The 19,024-nt window shown below is 37.6% G+C and carries 19 protein-coding genes; 1 reads left to right on the top strand and 18 read right to left on the bottom strand.

Annotation, left to right across the window (positions count from 1 at the left end; translation table 11 throughout):
- Window positions 1-12: 12 nt before the first annotated feature.
- Window positions 13-375, bottom strand: a complete 363-nt coding sequence (locus tag MKX78_RS09910) for an Asp23/Gls24 family envelope stress response protein (RefSeq protein ID WP_095369566.1) — start codon at window positions 373-375, stop codon at window positions 13-15.
- 406 nt (window positions 376-781) lie between these two features.
- Here MKX78_RS09910 and rpmB point away from each other — a divergent pair, with 406 nt between their 5' ends.
- Complete coding sequence (rpmB, locus tag MKX78_RS09905; RefSeq protein WP_095369567.1) at window positions 782-970, top strand: 50S ribosomal protein L28; 189 nt, start codon at window positions 782-784, stop codon at window positions 968-970.
- A gap of 83 nt (window positions 971-1,053) precedes the next feature.
- Here rpmB and spoVM read toward each other — a convergent pair whose 3' ends face one another.
- The 17 genes from spoVM to MKX78_RS09820 all read right to left on the bottom strand — a co-directional run bounded on the left by spoVM (window position 1,054) and on the right by MKX78_RS09820 (window position 18,961).
- Window positions 1,054-1,134, bottom strand: coding sequence for a stage V sporulation protein SpoVM (spoVM, locus tag MKX78_RS09900; RefSeq protein ID WP_095369568.1), 81 nt, complete (start codon window positions 1,132-1,134; stop codon window positions 1,054-1,056).
- A gap of 90 nt (window positions 1,135-1,224) precedes the next feature.
- On the bottom strand, window positions 1,225-1,878 hold the full coding sequence (locus MKX78_RS09895) for a thiamine diphosphokinase (RefSeq protein ID WP_328199072.1): 654 nt from the start codon (window positions 1,876-1,878) through the stop codon (window positions 1,225-1,227).
- Between the two features lie 132 nt (window positions 1,879-2,010).
- The gene (rpe, locus tag MKX78_RS09890; protein ID WP_224938574.1) at window positions 2,011-2,655 is read right to left on the bottom strand and encodes a ribulose-phosphate 3-epimerase; all 645 of its coding nucleotides are present in this window, start codon (window positions 2,653-2,655) and stop codon (window positions 2,011-2,013) included.
- 3 nt (window positions 2,656-2,658) lie between these two features.
- The gene (gene rsgA / locus MKX78_RS09885) at window positions 2,659-3,543 is read right to left on the bottom strand and encodes a ribosome small subunit-dependent GTPase A (protein ID WP_095369570.1); all 885 of its coding nucleotides are present in this window, start codon (window positions 3,541-3,543) and stop codon (window positions 2,659-2,661) included.
- Between the two features lie 15 nt (window positions 3,544-3,558).
- The gene (gene pknB, locus MKX78_RS09880) at window positions 3,559-5,550 is read right to left on the bottom strand and encodes a Stk1 family PASTA domain-containing Ser/Thr kinase (protein ID WP_307314487.1); all 1,992 of its coding nucleotides are present in this window, start codon (window positions 5,548-5,550) and stop codon (window positions 3,559-3,561) included.
- A 9-nt stretch (window positions 5,551-5,559) separates the two neighbouring features.
- Entirely contained in the window at window positions 5,560-6,309 is a 750-nt protein-coding gene (locus tag MKX78_RS09875) for a Stp1/IreP family PP2C-type Ser/Thr phosphatase (protein ID WP_095369572.1), read from the bottom strand.
- Window positions 6,310-6,313: 4 nt separating this feature from the next.
- Window positions 6,314-7,399, bottom strand: a complete 1,086-nt coding sequence (gene rlmN, locus MKX78_RS09870; protein ID WP_095369573.1) for a 23S rRNA (adenine(2503)-C(2))-methyltransferase RlmN — start codon at window positions 7,397-7,399, stop codon at window positions 6,314-6,316.
- 4 nt (window positions 7,400-7,403) lie between these two features.
- The gene (rsmB, locus tag MKX78_RS09865) at window positions 7,404-8,756 is read right to left on the bottom strand and encodes a 16S rRNA (cytosine(967)-C(5))-methyltransferase RsmB (protein ID WP_341050725.1); all 1,353 of its coding nucleotides are present in this window, start codon (window positions 8,754-8,756) and stop codon (window positions 7,404-7,406) included.
- Entirely contained in the window at window positions 8,753-9,703 is a 951-nt protein-coding gene (fmt, locus tag MKX78_RS09860; RefSeq protein WP_322909219.1) for a methionyl-tRNA formyltransferase, read from the bottom strand. The genes rsmB and fmt overlap by 4 nt, the downstream gene beginning before the upstream one ends.
- Complete coding sequence (def, locus tag MKX78_RS09855) at window positions 9,700-10,185, bottom strand: peptide deformylase (RefSeq protein WP_341050722.1); 486 nt, start codon at window positions 10,183-10,185, stop codon at window positions 9,700-9,702. Before def ends, fmt begins: the two co-directional genes overlap by 4 nt.
- A gap of 112 nt (window positions 10,186-10,297) precedes the next feature.
- Window positions 10,298-12,706: a primosomal protein N' gene (priA, locus tag MKX78_RS09850; protein ID WP_328199063.1), complete on the bottom strand. Its 2,409-nt coding sequence runs from the start codon at window positions 12,704-12,706 to the stop codon at window positions 10,298-10,300.
- On the bottom strand, window positions 12,703-13,911 hold the full coding sequence (coaBC, locus tag MKX78_RS09845) for a bifunctional phosphopantothenoylcysteine decarboxylase/phosphopantothenate--cysteine ligase CoaBC (protein ID WP_341050718.1): 1,209 nt from the start codon (window positions 13,909-13,911) through the stop codon (window positions 12,703-12,705). The genes priA and coaBC overlap by 4 nt, the downstream gene beginning before the upstream one ends.
- Before the next feature lie 158 nt (window positions 13,912-14,069).
- Window positions 14,070-14,294, bottom strand: coding sequence for a DNA-directed RNA polymerase subunit omega (rpoZ, locus tag MKX78_RS09840; protein ID WP_095369579.1), 225 nt, complete (start codon window positions 14,292-14,294; stop codon window positions 14,070-14,072).
- Between the two features lies 1 nt (window position 14,295).
- Window positions 14,296-14,910, bottom strand: a complete 615-nt coding sequence (gmk, locus tag MKX78_RS09835; protein WP_095369580.1) for a guanylate kinase — start codon at window positions 14,908-14,910, stop codon at window positions 14,296-14,298.
- Window positions 14,911-14,919: 9 nt separating this feature from the next.
- Window positions 14,920-15,183 carry an extracellular matrix/biofilm regulator RemA gene (gene remA / locus MKX78_RS09830; protein ID WP_095369581.1) on the bottom strand — a complete coding sequence of 88 codons (264 nt, stop codon included), beginning with the start codon at window positions 15,181-15,183 and terminating at the stop codon, window positions 14,920-14,922.
- Window positions 15,184-15,242: 59 nt separating this feature from the next.
- Window positions 15,243-16,115, bottom strand: a complete 873-nt coding sequence (locus tag MKX78_RS09825) for a YicC/YloC family endoribonuclease (RefSeq protein ID WP_224938566.1) — start codon at window positions 16,113-16,115, stop codon at window positions 15,243-15,245.
- A 167-nt stretch (window positions 16,116-16,282) separates the two neighbouring features.
- A complete protein-coding gene (locus MKX78_RS09820; RefSeq protein ID WP_307314500.1) occupies window positions 16,283-18,961 on the bottom strand; it encodes a cation-translocating P-type ATPase in 2,679 nt (892 codons plus the stop codon).
- Window positions 18,962-19,024 lie beyond the last annotated feature (63 nt).

Here is a 19,024-nt window from a genome sequence, read left to right as displayed (position 1 = left end):
TTTTCCTCCTCATTACGGGTTCGTTACACGAACACCTTGAACAAAAATATTAACAGACTCAGTACTTAGACCGACTGTTTGATCTAAAGTGTATTTAACTTTGGATTGCACATTATGAGCAACTTCAGAAATTTTCGTTCCGTAGCTAACAATAATATACATGTCGATATGTACTTCATCTTCTTCCTGACGCACGATGACACCTTTAGTAAAGTTTTCTTTACGCAGGATTTCAGATAAGCCGTCTTTTATTTGATGTTTAGAGGCCATGCCAACAATACCATAGCAGTCGACTGCTGCTCCTCCTGCAATTGTCGCAATTACGTCATTTGAGATATCAATTTGCCCGTAGTTATTCTTTAGTTCGATGGACATTTTGTTGTTCCCCCTTCTGGTAAATTACTGCTTCTTCTTAGCTAGTCTTCGTTTTCATTGTGAATATCTAATGAATGACAATCATTGTTTGATGAAGCCATGGAACGAATAGACGCATGTACTACACTTTTCATAAAGAATATTTTACTATACATGTAAGCATTTTAAAAGCCATACTTACCTCTTTCATATTATAACGTATTTTCACAGCATATATGTCAAGGTTTTTTTCTTGATAGAATAGAGGCAAACTATTGCATTGTAGGTGTTTGTATGATAAATTATTAAAGTATCTTTTTAGTATGAAATTAGTGCGAGCTACTTTCATATTAAGTTAGATGTAACTGACAATTGTGATCGAAACATGAAAATAATGATGTCATGTTTTAGTAAGGAGGGAATATAGATGCCACGCCAATGTGTAATTACTGGAAAGAAAACAAAAACAGGTAATGCTCGTTCTCATGCGATGAATGCTAACAAACGTACTTGGGGTGCTAACCTACAAAAAGTACGCATTCTTGTAGACGGTAAACCTAAACGTGTATGGGTTTCTGCAAGAGCTTTGAAATCAGGTAAAGTTGAACGCGTATAATGAATGAGAGGGTACCAGTATTGGTACCCTCTTTTTTTATACAATATTCGCACTAAAGACGTTAGAAAAAAAGATTGTACTCTTTACTCCTTTTTAAATGTCCCTAGCATCGCCCTCACAATGCCTCCCAAAAATTTAGGCAGCTTGATTGTATAAAATCTCATTTAAGTCCCTCCTCAAAGTCTCACACCTTAAGTAATAAACGTACGCACTACTTCTTTTTATTCATATTAGAACAAAGGAATCAATATTAGTTATTTTTCATCCTTACTTCTTATCACCATTAATATGCCTTTATCAAAAGAAAAAGTACCATTATCATCAATAAGTTCATTACTTATACAAAGAGTTGACCCTAAAGGTACGAAGTGATTAGTTAATGGGTACTTGAATCCCGTTAATGTCAAGTTCCTCACGTTTTCTGTTACCGGAATAAAAGATATATATGGATAAGATGATTCCTTAGCAATTTGATAATGGCCGCTCTTTTTAACCATAATTTGATTTTGTTTATCAACTAAACGAATAGGTACTAGAATGTCATTTAGAAGTGGTTGAATTAACAGTTGAGTATTAGCAAAAAAATGATCTAATCTCCCACCTGTGGCTCCAAATACCGTAATTTCTTCTGGCTTTTGTTCGATCGCCCATAAAAGTGCTAGTTCCATATCCGTTTCATCCTTTTCCGGTTTTACCCTTTGTAGATGAGGAACATGCTGCTTAATCATACTGTACTGACTTTCATCAACTGAATCAAAATCTCCAAATGCATAATCAATTGCGATTCCCTTTTTAATTAATGTATAGGCGCCACGGTCAACACCTATCCATAATACTTCATCAAAACAATAGTCATTGAGATTGGGTAGATACTGTTGTGGTCCCCCTGCTAATATATTGATTTTCATCTCTACGCCCTCCACTTTTCCTATCCTTTTAGGTTATGAACTATTTATTCTTTTAATTGTTAACTATCGTAAAATGCAAGAAACATAAGAAAAGCTGACTCTAAGTATAATCTTAAAATCAGCTTTTTCAGGTCAATTCCGCAGTCTAGCGATTGCTTCTTTACGGTCTTGTTTATTATAAACGGCAGAGCCTGCTACTAAAACATTCGCTCCTGCAGCAATGCATTTTTTTGCAGTCTCCTCATTTACCCCACCATCCACTTCGATTTCGAGAGAGGGGTTAGATGTTTTACTCCATTCTTTTACTTCAGCAATTTTAGGTAAAACATTTTCAATGAATGATTGTCCACCAAAGCCAGGGTTCACAGTCATCAATAACACCATATCAACATCAGTTATCACATGCTTAATCGCTTCGACAGGTGTCGCTGGGTTAATCACAACTCCTGCTTTAACACCCAAGGATTTAATGAGATGTATTGTACGATGAAGGTGTTTACACGCCTCAGCATGAACAGTAATAATATCTGCTCCTGCTGAGGCGAAGCTTGGAATATATTGATCAGGGTTTTCTATCATAAGATGAACATCTAATGGTAGGTTCGTTATCGGTCTAATGGCTTCAACAATTAACGGACCAATCGTAATGTTAGGAACAAAGTGACCATCCATCACATCTACATGAATATAATCCGCTCCCCCACGTTCGACATCAAGAATTTCTTCTCCTAATTTAGAAAAATCTGCAGATAAAATCGATGGTGCAATTTTTACCATGCGTTAATACCTCGGCTTTCTGTCTCTTATTTCGTCTATAAAAGTAATATAGTGCTCATAGCGATAACGTGGCAAATCTCCAGATTCTATAGCTTGTTTAACTGCACATTTAGGTTCCTTCAAATGCATGCAACCTCTGAATTTACATGAGCTGCTTAGTTCTTGGATGTCAGGGAAATAATTTTGTAAGTCCTCTTGCTCAATTTCAGTAAACTCTAAAGAGCTAAAACCCGGTGTATCAGCAACAAGTCCACCATTAATCTCAATGAGCTCCACATGTCTTGTTGTATGTTTTCCTCTCCCTAAATGAGAGGATATATCGTCTGTTTTTAATTGCAAATCAGGACGTAATACATTTAAAAGTGAAGATTTACCAACACCTGATTGACCAGCAAATACGGATATTTCTCCCGTAATGAAAGGATAAAGATCCTCAATCCCTTCCGCCGTTTCGGACGAAGTCAAAACAACTTTATAGCCTGCTTTTCGATAGTTATCAGCATATACAGCTAGTGTTTCTTGTTCCTCTTTACTTGCCAAATCCATCTTAGTGATACAAATAATAGGCGTAATATGATTCGATTCTACCAGGACAAGAAAACGATCTAATAACGCTGTACTAAAGGTAGGTTCAACACTTGAGAAAATGAGAAAAGCTTGATCTACATTCGCTATAGGTGGGCGAATAAGTTCATTTTTACGCTTTTTCACTTCTAAAATATACCCTTCTTTATCATTTTCTGCTTGATAGTGTACTTCATCTCCGACTAATGGAGTTATTTTATTTTTACGAAAGACACCACGTCCACGACATTGGATGATTTCTTTATCCTTGTTCAAAACATAATAAAAGCCACTTAAAGCTTTTATGATTTTGCCTTCTGGCATAGTAGTCCTCCTACATCACTGTTCATACGGAACATTTTCTTGAATAATCATTTGTCCATCCCTCATAATTTGGTAAGAAGCGGTTTCTCCTGGTTGTATTTGCAGTGAAAAGGAAATAACTCGATCTTCAGTAATATGAATCGTATTAAATGGCTCATCAATATTGTTGTCCATATCTTCTATAAAGATTTGTACTTCTTGAGGTTGTCCGACATTATCAGGATTTGGCTTATACGGTACATTCACTTCTCTTTTCACTTCTACAGGAACTTGTTCCGGCCCACTTGATAGATAAACTTTTACTGTGTCCCCGTCATTTAAAGATGCTCCAGCTCCAGGTTCCTGCCGAATGACCTCACCTTGAGCAATCTCAGCATGATGCTCTTCTCCAGCTACTTCAATTGTTAATCCACTAGATGCTTCGTATTCTGCTAGGGCCTTATCATTATAACCGGTTAAATCTTTTAATTCTATCGGTTCCTCCCCTTTGCTGACGACAAAGATGAGCTCTTCTTCTTGGGGAATCACTTCTTCTCCGGGATCAATATTCTGTTCTAGAATTGTTCCCTTTGCTTCCTCACTAAATTCTTCTTCTGATTGGATAGATTGGAAACCCTCTTCTTTTAGTAACTCTTCTATATCACTATATGGGCGACCAGTAAAATCCTCCATTGAATAGCGTTCTTTACCGATACTTTCATAAATATTTACTGCTGTTCCTTCTTTCTGTGTCCTCCCTGCTCTCGGTTCGGTTCTTATAACTTCCCCTGCTTTCACTTCATCATTGTTTTGTTCGATTTCTTCACCAATCGTAAATCCTTCTTCTTGTAACAATGTTTTCGCGTCATCAACGCTCATATTTGATACATCTGGTACAGTAACATCATCAGGTGAAAGCATCTCAGGTAAAACAGTGACGGAAAGAACAAATAGCACAACTAATAGAACAAAAGTAGATATAAGGATCATTGGACCTTTTTTTCGTTTTTTCTTCTTTTTCGTATCTTCTTTTTCTTTTTTTGGACTTTCCTTTTTTACAATAGGTACAGGACTATCTTCATTTTTTTCTTCAATTTTATGAATAATCGTTTCGTCAGTAGGATGGTACATTTTATCTGCAGTAATGATCGGAATTGCTTTTGTAGCATCATCGTCATCAGGTACAGTAAACTTTCTTTCGTTCATCCTCTCTTCATTCAAAGATGTAGAGAGGTCTTCTTCCATTTCATCGGCACTATTATAGCGATGGAAAGGGTCCTTTGCTGTTGCCTTCAATACGATATTTTCAACACTTTGTGGTATATCTGGGTTCCATCTTCTTAAGGAAGGCGTTTCTGATTGCAAGTGTTTCAATGCAATAGAAACAGCTGATTCTCCTGAAAACGGTAATCTTCCAGTTAACAGCTCAAACATGACAATCCCTAATGAATATATATCTGATTTACGGTTTGCCATACCGCCTCTTGCTTGTTCTGGTGATAAATAATGAACCGACCCTAATACGGAATTCGTCTGGGTAATGCTAGTTGCACTTAGAGCCATTGCAATTCCAAAATCAGTAATTTTTATCTTGCCTTCATGATCAATTAAGATATTATGTGGTTTAATATCACGATGAATAATCTGGTTTTGATGGGCGTGAGAAATAGCTGATGTCAGCTGTTTCATAATATCAATCGCTGTTTCCAAAGGGACAGGCCCGTTTTTTTGTATGTATTGTTTTAATGTTTGACCGTCAACATATTCCATGACGATGTAATATAGGGTATCTTCTTCTCCAACATCATAAATCGTCACAATATTTTGGTGAGTTAGGCTTGTAGCTGATTGAGCTTCACGGTGAAATCGTTTAATAAACTCATCATCTTCAGCGAAGTCTAGACGCAACATCTTTAATGCCACGTTTCGATCTAGAATCATATCATGAGCTAAATAAACGTTGGCCATGCCGCCTCCACCGACCATTTCCAAAATTTTATAACGGCCGTTTATACGCTTACCAATCATCAACGTTTATCACCCTCTCTCACAATCATCTGCATACTCGATGATTACGAGGGTAATATTATCTTCCCCTCCATTTTCATTTGCTCTTTTAATCAACTCAGTAGCTTTCTCCTCTAATGAGTCATTTCCATTTATAATCGATTCCATCTCTTGTTCTGAAACTTTGTTTGACAAACCATCAGAGCATAGCAATAGTCTATCATCTTCCTCAAAAATAATTGTTTTAATATCTTGGTTTACATCTTCTTCCGTACCGAGCACACGTAACACTAAATTTTTCATCGGATGATTTTCAGCATCCTCTTTTGTAATTTGCCCTGACCGAAGCAGTTCATTAACAAGGGAATGGTCGTCAGTTAGCTGCTGAAAACCCGCTTCATTTCTAATATAACACCGGCTATCACCTACGTTTACAATCGTAGCAAATCGACTAGTACAAATAGCAGCAACAACGGTCGTACCCATACCTTCACATTCAGTTACTTCTTTACTGTGAGCATATATAGCCTTATTGGTTTCATTAATATGGTCATGCAACCACTTTTCTGCTTGGTCCGCGGTTTCAATCTTTGGTGCAAGCAGCCACATAGATTTTAGCTTTTCCTTGGCCATTTCACTAGCTACATCACCAGCTCGGTGACCGCCCATACCATCAGCTACAATAGCTAAGCGATCACCACTGGCGTTTGTAAAAATGCCACCATTATCTTCATTTCGCTGACGAAGTTTCCCTACATCAGTCATAAAAACAGCCTTCATACTGTCACCTCGTTTCTTCTTTTCTCTCCTTTGCACGAAGTTGTCCACATGCTGCATCAATATCATGACCTTGTTCTCTACGGATGGTCACATTAACCCCACGATTTTTCAAAGCCTTTTCAAATTGAAAAATCTGCTCTCTAGGAGTTCTTACATAGTCTCTCTCAGGTACGTAATTGACTGGGATTAAGTTAATATGACACTTCAATCCTTTAACGAGATCAGCAAGCTCTTCTGCATGCTCTACTTGATCATTGACTCCTCCAAATAAACCATATTCAAAACTTACACGTCTACCTGTCTTGTTCACATAATAATGAATAGCTTCCATTAAATCGGGCAATTTATAAGCGCGGTTGATTGGCATTAATCTTCCTCTTATATCATTATTAGGGGCATGCAAGCTGACAGCAAAATTGATTTGCATATTTTCATCAGCAAATTTATAGATTTTCGGGATAATTCCGCTTGTAGATACAGTGATATGTCTAGCACCAATATTCAAGCCATCATCATGATTAATAATTTTCAAGAAAGACATCATTTGATCATAATTATCAAACGGTTCCCCAATACCCATAATGACAACAGAACTTACTCTTTCATCTGTTTCATCTAACGCTTGTTGTACTTTTACGACTTGAGCAACGATTTCTCCTGCTTCTAGATGACGTTTTAATCCTCCTAAAGTCGAGGCACAAAATGTACAACCAATACGACACCCTACCTGTGTTGTAACACAAACAGAATTACCGTATTCATGACGCATTAAAACCGTCTCAATTGAATAGCCATCGTGTAACTCAAATAAAAATTTAATCGTGCCATCAGTAGATTGTTGCTGAATAATCGTTTTTAATGTTGTTAAAGTAAATGAAGCATCGAGCTTTTCTCGCAAACTTTTTGATAAATTTGTCATATCATCGAAGTTTGTTACTCTTTTTGTATATAACCAATCAAAAATTTGACTTGCGCGGAATGCTTTTTCATTATTTTCTTTTAACCAGTCCTTTAGTTCGTCTAATTGTAATGAATAAATGGATGGTTGATGATTCGTTTCTGTATTTTTCTTTGTTGCACTTCTTTCCATGTGATTACACCTTCTTTCTCAGACAAGCGATATAAAACCCATCTGAACCAATATATTGCGGTAATACTTGTATTTCAAAATCATTCACAAACGTTTGTAACGCTTGTGGTAGCCTTGCCTTAAGTGTTGAGTCTCCAACAAATTCTTTATGGTCACTTAAAAAACGTGAAATGACTTGATGGTTTTCAGATTCATCAACAGTGCATGTACTATACACTAGCATACCACCTTTTTTTAATAATGGGGTGATGGCATTTAATAAATCCAATTGAATGGACTGCAGGCGTGATAAATCATCTTGTTTTTTTGTGTATTTCATATCAGGTTTTCTACGCATCACACCTAAACCTGAGCACGGCGCGTCTAGCAAAATACGATCAAACGACTCTTGCGGGAAATGATCTTGAACTTGTCTACTATCGAGAGCAAGAGTATCAATATTCTCTAATCCTAATCTGTCTGCTGTTTGTGCAATAAGCTTAACTTTATGCTCATGGAGATCTATCGCTATAACCTCTCCACTCCCCGACATCGCTTCAGCTATATGAGACGTTTTCCCACCTGGAGCTGCACAAGCATCAAGGATCTTTTCATTCTTTTGAGGATTTAGGGCCAAGCAAGCTAACATTGAACTTTCATCTTGTATTGTGATAAGTCCATTTTTGAATGCTGTAGACTTGGCAAGATTTCCTCGAAGAGCATGAATGGCTTCTGAAACCCATTCACTCCGTTTCACGGCATATCCTTCCTCTTCTAATAATGTAATCACTTCTTCTGTCGTAGCCTTCGTAATATTTACACGCGCTGTTTGAGTCGGAGCTTGTAAATTAAGCTTACACATTTCCTCCGTTGTTTCTATCCCAAATTGATCCACCCATCTAGCAACGAGCCATTCTGGGTGACTTGTTGCTATTGAAATTCTTTGAATAGGATCTTTGATCTCTTCCACTTGTCTAATCCCAGTTCTTTGTACATTTCGTAATATCCCATTCACAAATGAAGCAATGCCTTTATGGCCTTTATTTTTTGCTATTTCTACGGCTTCATTTAATGCCGCGTGATCAGGAATTTTATTTAAGTGAACCATTTGGTAAACCGTGATCCTTAATAATTGCTTTACCCAAGACTCCACTTTATTTGGTTTTTTTATATAGGGCTGTAAATAATAATCTAATGTCATTTTACGTTGTAACGTCCCATAAACCAGTTCTGTCAGCAAACCAATATCTTTTTGTTCTAAATGATTTTGATTAATAGCATGGTTTAACAGGAGATTACTATACGATTGGTTCTTTTCAATTGCATCTAACAAATCCATCGCGACTTCTCTTACATTTTTCTTTCTTTGTTTTTTCATCGATTGTCCCCTAACTTCATGCCAACTTGAAGATGGGCACCTGCGCCGCGCAGGTAATCTTTCGCTTTCATGCGTTTTTTACCTGATGGCTGAATCTCCGTTAGCTTCAATATCTGACCATCGCCGGTGGAGACATTGATGCCATCCTCTTCTAATCCGACAATCGTTCCAGGCACTTGATTTGATTTTGATTCAATGATCACAGAAGCCCACACTTTCATAACTGCATCAGACAAAGTCGTATAAGCAACTGGCCAAGGATTCATCCCTCTAATATGGTTATAAATTTCTAATGCTGGTTTACTCCACTGAATTTTTTCTTCTTCACGCTTAATATTGTATGCAAATGTTGCTAAATTTTCATCTTGTTGTTTCGGAAGCAAATCACCTTTTAATAATGGTGGTAATGTTTCTAGCAATAGTTTGCTACCAGCTTCACTTAATTTATCATGTAAGCTACCAACAGTATCATCCTTAGCGATTTCGACTTCTACCTGTGTTAAAATATCGCCTGCATCCAATTTTTCAGCCATATACATAATCGTAATACCAGTCTTTTCTTTCCCTTGGATGATGCTGTAATGAATCGGTGCTCCACCTCTTAATTCTGGCAATAATGAAGCATGTACGTTAATGCAACCATATTTAGGTGCATCTAACAATTGCTTAGGGAGAATTTGCCCGAATGCAGCCGTGATAATAAGTTCAGGCTCTAGATTTAAAACAGCTTGCAAGTCCTCTTTATTTTTAACTTTCTCAGGCTGTAGCACTGGAATACCATGTTTTTGTGCTTCCACCTTTACTGGTGGTGGAGTTAACACCTTTTTCCTTCCCACTGGCCGGTCAGGTTGTGTAACAACTGCAATGACTTCATAACCTGCTTGAATAACACTTCGTAATACCGGAACTGAAAAATCCGGTGTTCCCATAAATACAATTTTCGTCATTCTTCATCCAACCTCTCTAACTCTTCTGCCTCTATATATCTGCTAACTTTAGTGGTGAATAGGATTCCATCCAAATGATCAATCTCATGTAAAATGGCTCTAGCAAGAAAACCTTCTGCTGCGAACTCATATGGCTTTCCCTTTCGATTGAATGCTTTTATTTTCACAAATGACGGTCGTGTGACATCACCATAAATACCGGGAAAGCTCAAACAGCCTTCTGGATCTGTTTGTTCACCTGATGTTTCGATTACTTCGGGATTTATCATCTCAATCGTGCCATGTTCATCTTCAATATTTACAATCGCTATTCTCTTATTGAGACCTATTTGAGGAGCAGCTAGTCCTACACCATCAAATTCAATCATTGTATCATACATATCATTTAATAGCCTTACTAATTTTTTATCAAAAACCGTTACCGGTGTACATTTTTCTTCTAAAATTGTATTAGGGTACATCACTATTTGTTTAACACTCAAAATATAAATCCTCCATAACATCTTCTCATTCAACAGGCAGCCATAGCTAGACTAAAATTATTACCATTCTCGACGATTTTCTCTATCTATAACCTTTTTTAGTTATTTTTCTTTACATCAGAATAAATGGATTAACATCCACAGATATTTTCAAAGAAGTCGAAGTCACTTCTTGCTGATATTGATCTAATATCTTTTTTAATGATTGATTTAACTCTGGCTCCCGTTTGTATTTTATCAAACATTGGTAGCGATATCTATTGTTGATTCGTGGAATAGGTGATGCGACCGGACCAAGACAGAGGGCGCTTTTAGTTAAGCGACTAGTCAGAAATGTGGTAATTTTTTCTGTGACATCTAACGCTTTCATCAATTGCTCGTGACTGACCGTAATAAGTGTAATAAAATAAAAAGGTGGGTACTTTAAACCTTTTCTGATCATCATTTCGCGCTCATAAAACTGGTCGTAATTTTGTTCAGCTGCTAACTCAATACTATAATGTTCAGGACTGTATGTTTGAATGACCACTTCTCCTGGTAATTGATGACGCCCTGCTCTTCCACTCACTTGCGTCAATAACTGAAACGTTTTTTCTGATGACCGAAAATCTGGCAAATGAAGCATTGTATCAGCTGATAATACACCGACAAGCGTTATATTTGGAAAATCGAGTCCTTTGGCAATCATTTGGGTCCCAAGTAGAATATCTGCATGGCCTTTTTGGAACTCATTTAGCAGTCGCTCATGAGAGCCTTTTTTACTCGTTGTATCCACATCCATACGAATAACTCTCGCTTCAGGCAATACTTTATGGAGTTCTTCTTCTACCTTTTGTGTCCCTGTGCCAAAATAACGAATATGATCACTCTGGCATTCTGGACAAACAGAGGGGACATGATCCTCATATCCACAATAATGACATTTCATTTGCTGCTGGTGGCGATGATAAGTTAGTGAAATATCACAGTTCGGACAATTAACAACATAGCCACAATCACGACACATGACAAAAGAAGAATATCCACGTTTATTTAAGAAAAGTACAGTCTGCTCTTTTTTTTCTAGACGTAATTGAAGCTTTTCTAATAAGGATGAAGAAAACATTGAGCGATTTCCACTTCTTAGCTCTTCACGCATATCTACAATATCCACATGTGGTAAATCTTGATTATTCATCCTCTTCGGCAAACTTAACAAAGTGTATACACCTTTTTTAGCACGAGCAAATGATTCGAGTGAAGGTGTAGCGCTACCTAAAATAACGGGGAAACTCCCTTGCTTCCCTCGTTTTATTGCTACATCTTTTGCATGGTATTTTGGGTTTTCCTCTTGTTTATAACTTGTCTCATGTTCCTCATCTATAATGATGAGACCGAGGTTTTCAAACGGAGCAAATACAGCTGATCGCGCTCCAACAACGACTTTCACTTCTCCCCGCTGAACTTTTCGCCATTCATCATACTTCTCACCAGCAGATAATCCACTATGCATCACAGCTACTTGATTCCCAAATCTTCCTTTGAAACGATGAACCATTTGTGGGGTAAGTGAAATCTCTGGCACTAAACAAATCGCTTCTTGACCTCTCTCTAGTACTTTCTGTATCGACTGTAAGTAAACTTCTGTTTTCCCACTCCCTGTTACGCCATACAATAAAAACACTTCATGAAGGGATTTTGCGATGCGATCATGGATTGGATCGATGGCTTCTTGTTGCTCATTTGTTAACAGTAATGGTTCTGTTCGTGCAAAATAACGATTTTCATAAGGATCACGATAAATTTCACGTTCGCTCTCCTCTAATACTTCTTTTTTCACTAGTTCTTTTACAACGGCATTCGATATTTGTAGTGTTGCCGTTAAGTCAGTTAAGAATATCCAATCTTTATTTTCGATAAAGTAATTAATCACGTCATGTTGTTTTTGTGCCCGTGGGGTAAGAGACGATTGATAAGTCTTTAATTCCTCTGTTGAAAGAGCGCTTCTAATGGCGAGGCGTTTTTTCTTTTTTATTTTATCTTTCACTTCATAAATAATTAGAATATGACCTTTCGTTACTTCTTGCTGTAACAATGATAAATAGCCTGTTTCTTTCGCTTCTTCCCACAGGATGCTATCTTGGTTAGTAAATAAGCCTTGTAAGGTTTGCGGCAACAACTGTTTGTTTTCAGTTGAAACTTGTAATTTTTTTTGATATTTTGCTTTAAGTGCTGCTGGTAACATCGCTTGATAAGCAGAGATCCGATAACTTAAAGTTTCTTCTGATAGCCAATTTCCTAATGAAATGAGCGATTCAGATAATACAGGTGTTAAATCTAACGGCTCAATGATTTTTTTTAATTTATTAAGCGTGGACTGAGGTTTGATCCCAATGACAAAACCTTGAATTCTCCTTGGCCCAAATGGGACAACGACTCGCATCCCAATTTGAATGACCGTCTCAAGTGATTGCGGAATAACATAATCAAAAGGTCGATCTGTTTGCTTAGCCGGTACATCAACAATGACCTCAGCAATCATTTCCCCTCATCCTCATATAAATAAAGTGCTTCTTTTAAAATGCTTTCTGCTACGTCATGTTTTGACATCAACGGGAGATCTGTTTTAGTCCCATCTCGTTTATAGAGAGTAACAACATTCGTATCTGTTCCAAATCCGGCACCCGCACTTGTTACATCATTGGCTACAATCATATCAGCATTTTTCTTTTTCAGCTTTCCTCTCGCATATACATCCACATTATTTGTTTCTGCCGCAAAACCCACCAACACTTGATTGTTTTTTCTTTTACCAAGTGCCATTAAAATATCTTTAGTTCTTTCTAATTCCAATTGTTGATCACCATCATTCTTTTTCACTTTCTGATCATAAATATATTTAGGCCGATAATCTGCTACAGCAGCCGTTTTTATCACAATATGAGCATCAGCAAAACGCGCAATCATTTCTTCATACATTTCTTCCGCACTTTCAACTTGTATCACTTTTACACCATGAGGTGGAGAAATATGGACAGGACCTGATACTAATGTCACATCCGCACCAAGTTTCGCTGCGACTTCTGCAATCGCATAGCCCATCTTACCACTCGAATGATTGGTTAAATAACGAACAGGATCAATTTTTTCTCTTGTCGGCCCTGCTGAGATCAATAACTTTTTCCCTTTTAACAACGGTTCCTTTTGATTGAAAAAATGATTCATATGCTCCACAATCTTTTCCGGTTCTTCTAATCTACCTTTTCCAACATAACCACATGCTAGATAGCCTTCACTCGGTTCAATAAATTGATAACCAAACTGATGAAGTGTATCAATATTTTTTATCACTGCAGGATGATTGTACATATTGACATTCATCGCTGGTGCAACCCATACCGGCGATGTGTGTGCTAACAATGTTGTAGAAATCATATCATCTGCGAGGCCATTTGCAAGCTTACCAATAATATTCGCAGTTGCTGGTGCAATCAATATCAAATCTGCCCAGTCTGCTAAATCAATATGAGCAATCTTACTAGCGTCCTTTTCATCGAAGGTATCAAAATATACTTCATTACGTGACATCACTTGAAAAGTTAATGGTGACACAAATTGTCTAGCTGAATCGCTCATCATTACTTTCACACAAGCTCCCGCTTGCGTTAACTTACTTGTTAAAGCTACCGCTTTATAAACAGCAATACCACCGGTTACACACAACAGGATTTTTTTACCATTCAACATCTATACAAACCCCCAATATTCAAAAGGTTATTTTTCTTTTATTATGAATAATTTCGCTCACTTTTTCATCTATCTCTTCTTGTTTTTTATAAATATTATGGCTATGAACAAAAATAACAACCTCCATACAGGTTGTTATTTTTTCATATATGTGTATTTTACCTTTTTTCCCCTTCATGCGTTGTATCACCTAAGCGATAAAATAGTTCGTTTGCATTAATCTCTTCTAACGCTTTACCCACATTTTTATGTGATACATATTTTTCCAAACGATATTGCTCTTCATTATTTTGTAATTTCCGTGCTCTTTTAGCAGCCACAGACACAAGAGAGTATTTTGAATCAATTTTTGTCATCAATGAATCAATTGATGGATTTAACATATTATTCAGCCTCCAACATTTTCAAATATCTAGGTTCAACGCGAGTGCGACGGCAATGTTCTGCCACTACAATCGCATTAATTCTGTCACAAGCGTTTTCCACTTGATCATTTTCTACAACATAATCATATAATTTCATCATTTCAATTTCTTCTTTAGCTGCACTTAAACGATTATTAATTATATCTTCTGTTTCTGTGCCTCGTGTAACAATACGATTTTTCAATTCAGATAAACTAGGTGGAACTAGGAAGATAAACAAGCCATCAGGAAACTTCTCACGCACTTGCTTTGCACCTTGTACTTCTATTTCTAAAAATACATCCTTGCCCTCGTTTAACGTTTGTTTCACATAATCAACAGGGGTTCCATAATAGTTGCCAACAAACTCAGCATACTCCAATAATTTATCTTGCTCTATTAATGTTTCAAATTCTTCACGAGATTTAAAGAAATAATCTACTCCATCAACTTCACCTTGTCTCGGTTTTCTTGTTGTCATAGAAATAGAGTATTCAAATGCCGTATCAGGCTGCGAGAAAATCTCTTTTCTCACTGTTCCTTTTCCTACACCAGATGGACCTGAGAGTACTATTAATAAACCTTTTTCCTTCATTAGAAAATCCTACCCTTCATCGATAACATCATCGCGGTCATTCAGTCGTGCAGCTACTGTTTCCGGCTGAACAGCAGATAAAATGACATGATCACTATCCATGACAATGACTGCTCTCGTTCTACGGCCATATGTTGCATCTATCAGTACACCACGGTCTCTTGCATCCTGAATAATTCTCTTAATTGGTGCCGATTCCGGACTCACTATTGATATGATTCTATTGGCAGAAACAATGTTTCCGAAGCCAATATTAATTAATTTTATTGACATATGCGTCCCCCCGTCATCAGTTAACTATTTTGACCTTTATCACGCGTTTCTAAACCGCTTTATTCAATATTTTGTACTTGTTCTTTCATCTTTTCTAATAGACCTTTCATCTCAACTACTTCTCCAGCAATGGTAGAATCATTCGCTTTTGAACCGATTGTATTGACTTCGCGATTCATCTCTTGAATCATGAAATCAAGCTTCCTGCCAATTGCATCTTCCAAGGAAAGGGTCAATTGAAATTGATTACGATGTGATGCGAGTCGTGTCAATTCTTCATTGATATCGGCCTTATCTGCAAAAATTGCCACCTCTGTAATAATTCTTGATTCATCAATATGACCATCAGCATATTCTTCCATTCGCTTTCGCAAACGGTCTTCGTATTGCTTTACCACGTTAGGGGCTAGGTCATATAAGCGGTTAAGACATTCAGTTAGTAAACCGAGCTGTTTAAAAAGATCCTTCTCTAGCTCCTTACCTTCAGCTAACCGCATCATTTGCAGCTCTTTACCAGCTTCATTTGTCGCTTCAAGAATCAGCTCATCTAGCCATTCGTCTTCTTCATCCACTTCCACAATAGCAAACACATCTTCATTAAGTAAATCTTTTAGCCCAGGCTCACTACTTAACTTATATTTTTCTTTCACTTCTGTCATTGAACGATAAAATTCGTCTAACAAATCCCAATCCACACGTATCTTCTTTTGTTTCGATCCCGTTTGTTCTATGGTTGCATAGACTTCTATTCTACCACGCTTAATATATTGATTAAGCGTTTTTTTTATTTTATCTTCCAGCTTGAGAAATTGCTTTGGAATGCGCAGGAAATATTCTGTAAAACGATGATTAACCGTTTTTACTTCAATCGTGATAGAGAAGGTGTCAGTTTGCCTTTTACCCTGTCCATACCCTGTCATACTCGCTACCATCGTTTAACCACACTTCCTTTCGCCGTTTGCGGGAAGTACCTACAACTTTCTTATACAAATTTGGCACTAACCATACCTTTTCTTACACTCATATATTATGTAGTTTTCTTTAAAAAACCAAAAGGTAATAGAGTTTCACTCTACTACCTAAAGGATTATATCATATTTCACTTCGATTTTCTTGCCAAATATGTGAAGCCAAGCAAAAATGTTGGGACAGCTGATAAGCCAACAATCATTAACCAATCACGACCAGCGATTGGTACTGTGTGGAAAATTTGTTGCAATGGCGGCCAATATAAAACAATCAGCATAAGTAAAACCGAAGAAATAACCGCCCAGACAAGATACATATTACCGAATGGATTTCGAGCAAAAACTGATTTTTCACTTCGACAATCAAACACATGAATTAATTGAGCAAGGACTAATGTCGCAAAAGCGACGGTTTGCGCATATGCGAGCTCACTAGGATCGCCTTTATATGTGAGCATAAACGCAAGTAAGGTTACTCCACCAATTAAAAAACCTCTTGAAATAACCTTCCAGCCAAGCCCTCTTGAAAAAATGCCTTCTTTAGGATTTCGCGGCTCTCGCTTCATGACATTACCTTCTGGTCGATCTAAACCTAACGCCATCGCCGGCAGGCCATCTGTTACTAAATTCACCCAAAGTATTTGTATAGGTACTAGCGGCAGAGGTAGCGCTAAAATCATTGCAAATAGCATAACCAGTATTTCGCCAACATTAGATGCAAGTAAATACCTTACAAACTTTCTAATATTATCGTAAATATTTCGCCCTTCTTTTATTGCTGATTTAATGGTTGCAAAGTTGTCATCAAGTAAAATAAGAGAAGATGCTTCTTTTGCTACATCCGTACCAGTAATGCCCATCGCAATGCCAATATCGGCAGCTTTGATAGCTGGCGCATCATTGATTCCGTCCCCTGTCATAGCTACAATATGACCGCGATTTTGCAGAGCTTTAACAATCTTTAGTTTATGTTCCGGTGATACGCGCGCAAACACAGATACATCATCCACTACATCTTCTAACTCTTCTGTACTCAATGTAGCTAATGTTTTTCCTTCCATTACTTTTGTTGACTTATTAAGAATACCTAATTGTTTAGCAATTGCTTGAGCAGTTGTAATATGGTCGCCTGTAATCATCACTGTCTTAATTCCTGCTTCTTTACATTCTTTAACCGCAGCTCGTACCTCTGTCCTTGGTGGATCAATCATTCCTTGTAAACCTATAAACGTCAATCGATTTTCTGCATCTTTTTCTGATGTTATTCTGCCCTCATTAGTCAATTCCTTATATCCTATTGCAATTGTTCTTAGTGCTTGGGAGGCTAAACCGTGAATTGCCTCATTAACTGATCTATGCATCTCTTGGGTCATTGCTTGCTTACGATTTTCCCACAGGATACTCTCACAGTTCTGCGCCAACACATCCGGTGCTCCTTTACAGACAACAAATCTTCTGCCACTGGCATCCCTTAACACGATACTCATCATTTTTCTAGTTGAATCAAAAGGAAATTCCTCGAGAATTTCATATTGATTTAATAAAGAGGGGCGACTATATCCTGCTTTCATCCCAGCGACTAACAATGCACCTTCTGTTGGATCACCGTCAATGACAAATTCTTTATTTTTCTTATGAATTTCAGCATGATTACAAAGCATACCAAACATCAATAATTGTTGTAATGTTTTTTCATTTTTCGGATCTATACGTTTTTCACTGCGATAAAAATCTCCTTTTGGTGTATAGCCAATGCCATCTACTTGCCATGTGTTCCCACCACTCCATAAATGGGTGACAGTCATTTTGTTCTGAGTCAAGGTTCCCGTTTTATCGGAGCATATGACAGAAGCACAGCCTAATGTTTCTACTGCTGGGAGCTTTCTGACAATCGCCTTTTGTTTAATCATGCGTTGGACTCCTAGCGATAAGGCCACGGTGACTATCGCCGGTAATCCCTCTGGTATAGCTGCTACAGCTAACGATACCCCTGTTAAGAACATCGTATATAATTCTTGTCCTTGTAGCACACCGATACCTACGACAAGAACCGTTAAGAATAGTGCGACAACAATGAGAATTTTCCCTAATTGTTCCAACCTTCTTTGCAGCGGTGTTGTCATCGTTTCCGCACTTTGAATCATATCAGCGATTTGTCCCATCGCTGTTTTCATTCCTGTGCCAATGACAACCCCCACTCCGCTACCCTTCGTTACGATCGTACCCATAAATCCCATATTTTCCATATCGCCGATTCCGGGGTTATCTTGCTTAATTGCTGCGACTGTTTTTTGCACCGGTAATGATTCACCTGTTAAGGCCGATTCTTCTATTTCTAAGTTATTGCACTCGATTAAGCGGATATCCGCCCCAATTCTATCACCGGAGGAGAACTTCAATAAGTCACCAACAACGACTTCTTTTGAGGGGATTTTCTTCCATTCTCCATCACGTAATACTGTTGCATGAGGTGTGGATAATTCTTTTAGCGCACTTAATGACTTCTCTGCTTTTCGTTCCTGAAAAAAACCTAATACTCCGTTGATAAGCACAATCGCAATAATGGCGATTGCATCAATATATTCACCCAGTAGCCCAGATATCAATGTGGCTACTAATAGAATTAAAGTCATAAAGTCTTTGAATTGACTAAAAAATAAGAGTAAAGCGGATTGCTTTTCTCCTTCTGCTAATTCGTTATATCCAAATTGCTCCAATCTTTTTTGCGCATCTTCTTCAGACATGCCTTCATGCCTATTTGTGTTTAACGTGTCTTCAACCTCTCTCGCTTCCATCTCATGGTATTTCATTCGGACATCACACTTCCTCCTTTTCATTTTAAGAGAATTCGCATCTACTACATGCGAACCGTC

Source organism: Cytobacillus sp. FSL R5-0569 (assembly GCF_038007265.1).
GTDB lineage: Bacteria > Bacillota > Bacilli > Bacillales > Cytobacillaceae > Cytobacillus > Cytobacillus kochii.
The sequence above is the reverse complement of the archived record's forward strand: the minus strand, read 5'-3'. Positions and strand labels throughout refer to the sequence as shown.

Excerpts from the sequence above, each read along its gene's own strand:
- remA (WP_095369581.1), bottom strand. The coding sequence starts at position 15,183 with ATGTCAATAAAATTAATTAATATTGGCTTCGGAAACATTGTTTCTGCC.
- rpmB (WP_095369567.1), top strand. The coding sequence starts at position 782 with ATGCCACGCCAATGTGTAATTACTGGAAAGAAAACAAAAACAGGTAAT.
- rlmN (WP_095369573.1), bottom strand. The coding sequence starts at position 7,399 with ATGGAAAGAAGTGCAACAAAGAAAAATACAGAAACGAATCATCAACCA.
- MKX78_RS09825 (WP_224938566.1), bottom strand. The coding sequence starts at position 16,115 with ATGGTAGCGAGTATGACAGGGTATGGACAGGGTAAAAGGCAAACTGAC.
- gmk (WP_095369580.1), bottom strand. The coding sequence starts at position 14,910 with ATGAAGGAAAAAGGTTTATTAATAGTACTCTCAGGTCCATCTGGTGTA.
- MKX78_RS09875 (WP_095369572.1), bottom strand. The coding sequence starts at position 6,309 with ATGAAGGCTGTTTTTATGACTGATGTAGGGAAACTTCGTCAGCGAAAT.
- MKX78_RS09910 (WP_095369566.1), bottom strand. The coding sequence starts at position 375 with ATGTCCATCGAACTAAAGAATAACTACGGGCAAATTGATATCTCAAAT.
- rpe (WP_224938574.1), bottom strand. The coding sequence starts at position 2,655 with ATGGTAAAAATTGCACCATCGATTTTATCTGCAGATTTTTCTAAATTA.
- coaBC (WP_341050718.1), bottom strand. The coding sequence starts at position 13,911 with ATGTTGAATGGTAAAAAAATCCTGTTGTGTGTAACCGGTGGTATTGCT.
- MKX78_RS09820 (WP_307314500.1), bottom strand. The coding sequence starts at position 18,961 with ATGAAATACCATGAGATGGAAGCGAGAGAGGTTGAAGACACGTTAAAC.
- rsgA (WP_095369570.1), bottom strand. The coding sequence starts at position 3,543 with ATGCCAGAAGGCAAAATCATAAAAGCTTTAAGTGGCTTTTATTATGTT.
- rpoZ (WP_095369579.1), bottom strand. The coding sequence starts at position 14,294 with ATGTTAAATCCATCAATTGATTCATTGATGACAAAAATTGATTCAAAA.
- fmt (WP_322909219.1), bottom strand. The coding sequence starts at position 9,703 with ATGACGAAAATTGTATTTATGGGAACACCGGATTTTTCAGTTCCGGTA.
- pknB (WP_307314487.1), bottom strand. The coding sequence starts at position 5,550 with ATGATTGGTAAGCGTATAAACGGCCGTTATAAAATTTTGGAAATGGTC.
- priA (WP_328199063.1), bottom strand. The coding sequence starts at position 12,706 with ATGATTGCTGAGGTCATTGTTGATGTACCGGCTAAGCAAACAGATCGA.
- rsmB (WP_341050725.1), bottom strand. The coding sequence starts at position 8,756 with ATGAAAAAACAAAGAAAGAAAAATGTAAGAGAAGTCGCGATGGATTTG.
- MKX78_RS09895 (WP_328199072.1), bottom strand. The coding sequence starts at position 1,878 with ATGAAAATCAATATATTAGCAGGGGGACCACAACAGTATCTACCCAAT.
- spoVM (WP_095369568.1), bottom strand. The coding sequence starts at position 1,134 with ATGAGATTTTATACAATCAAGCTGCCTAAATTTTTGGGAGGCATTGTG.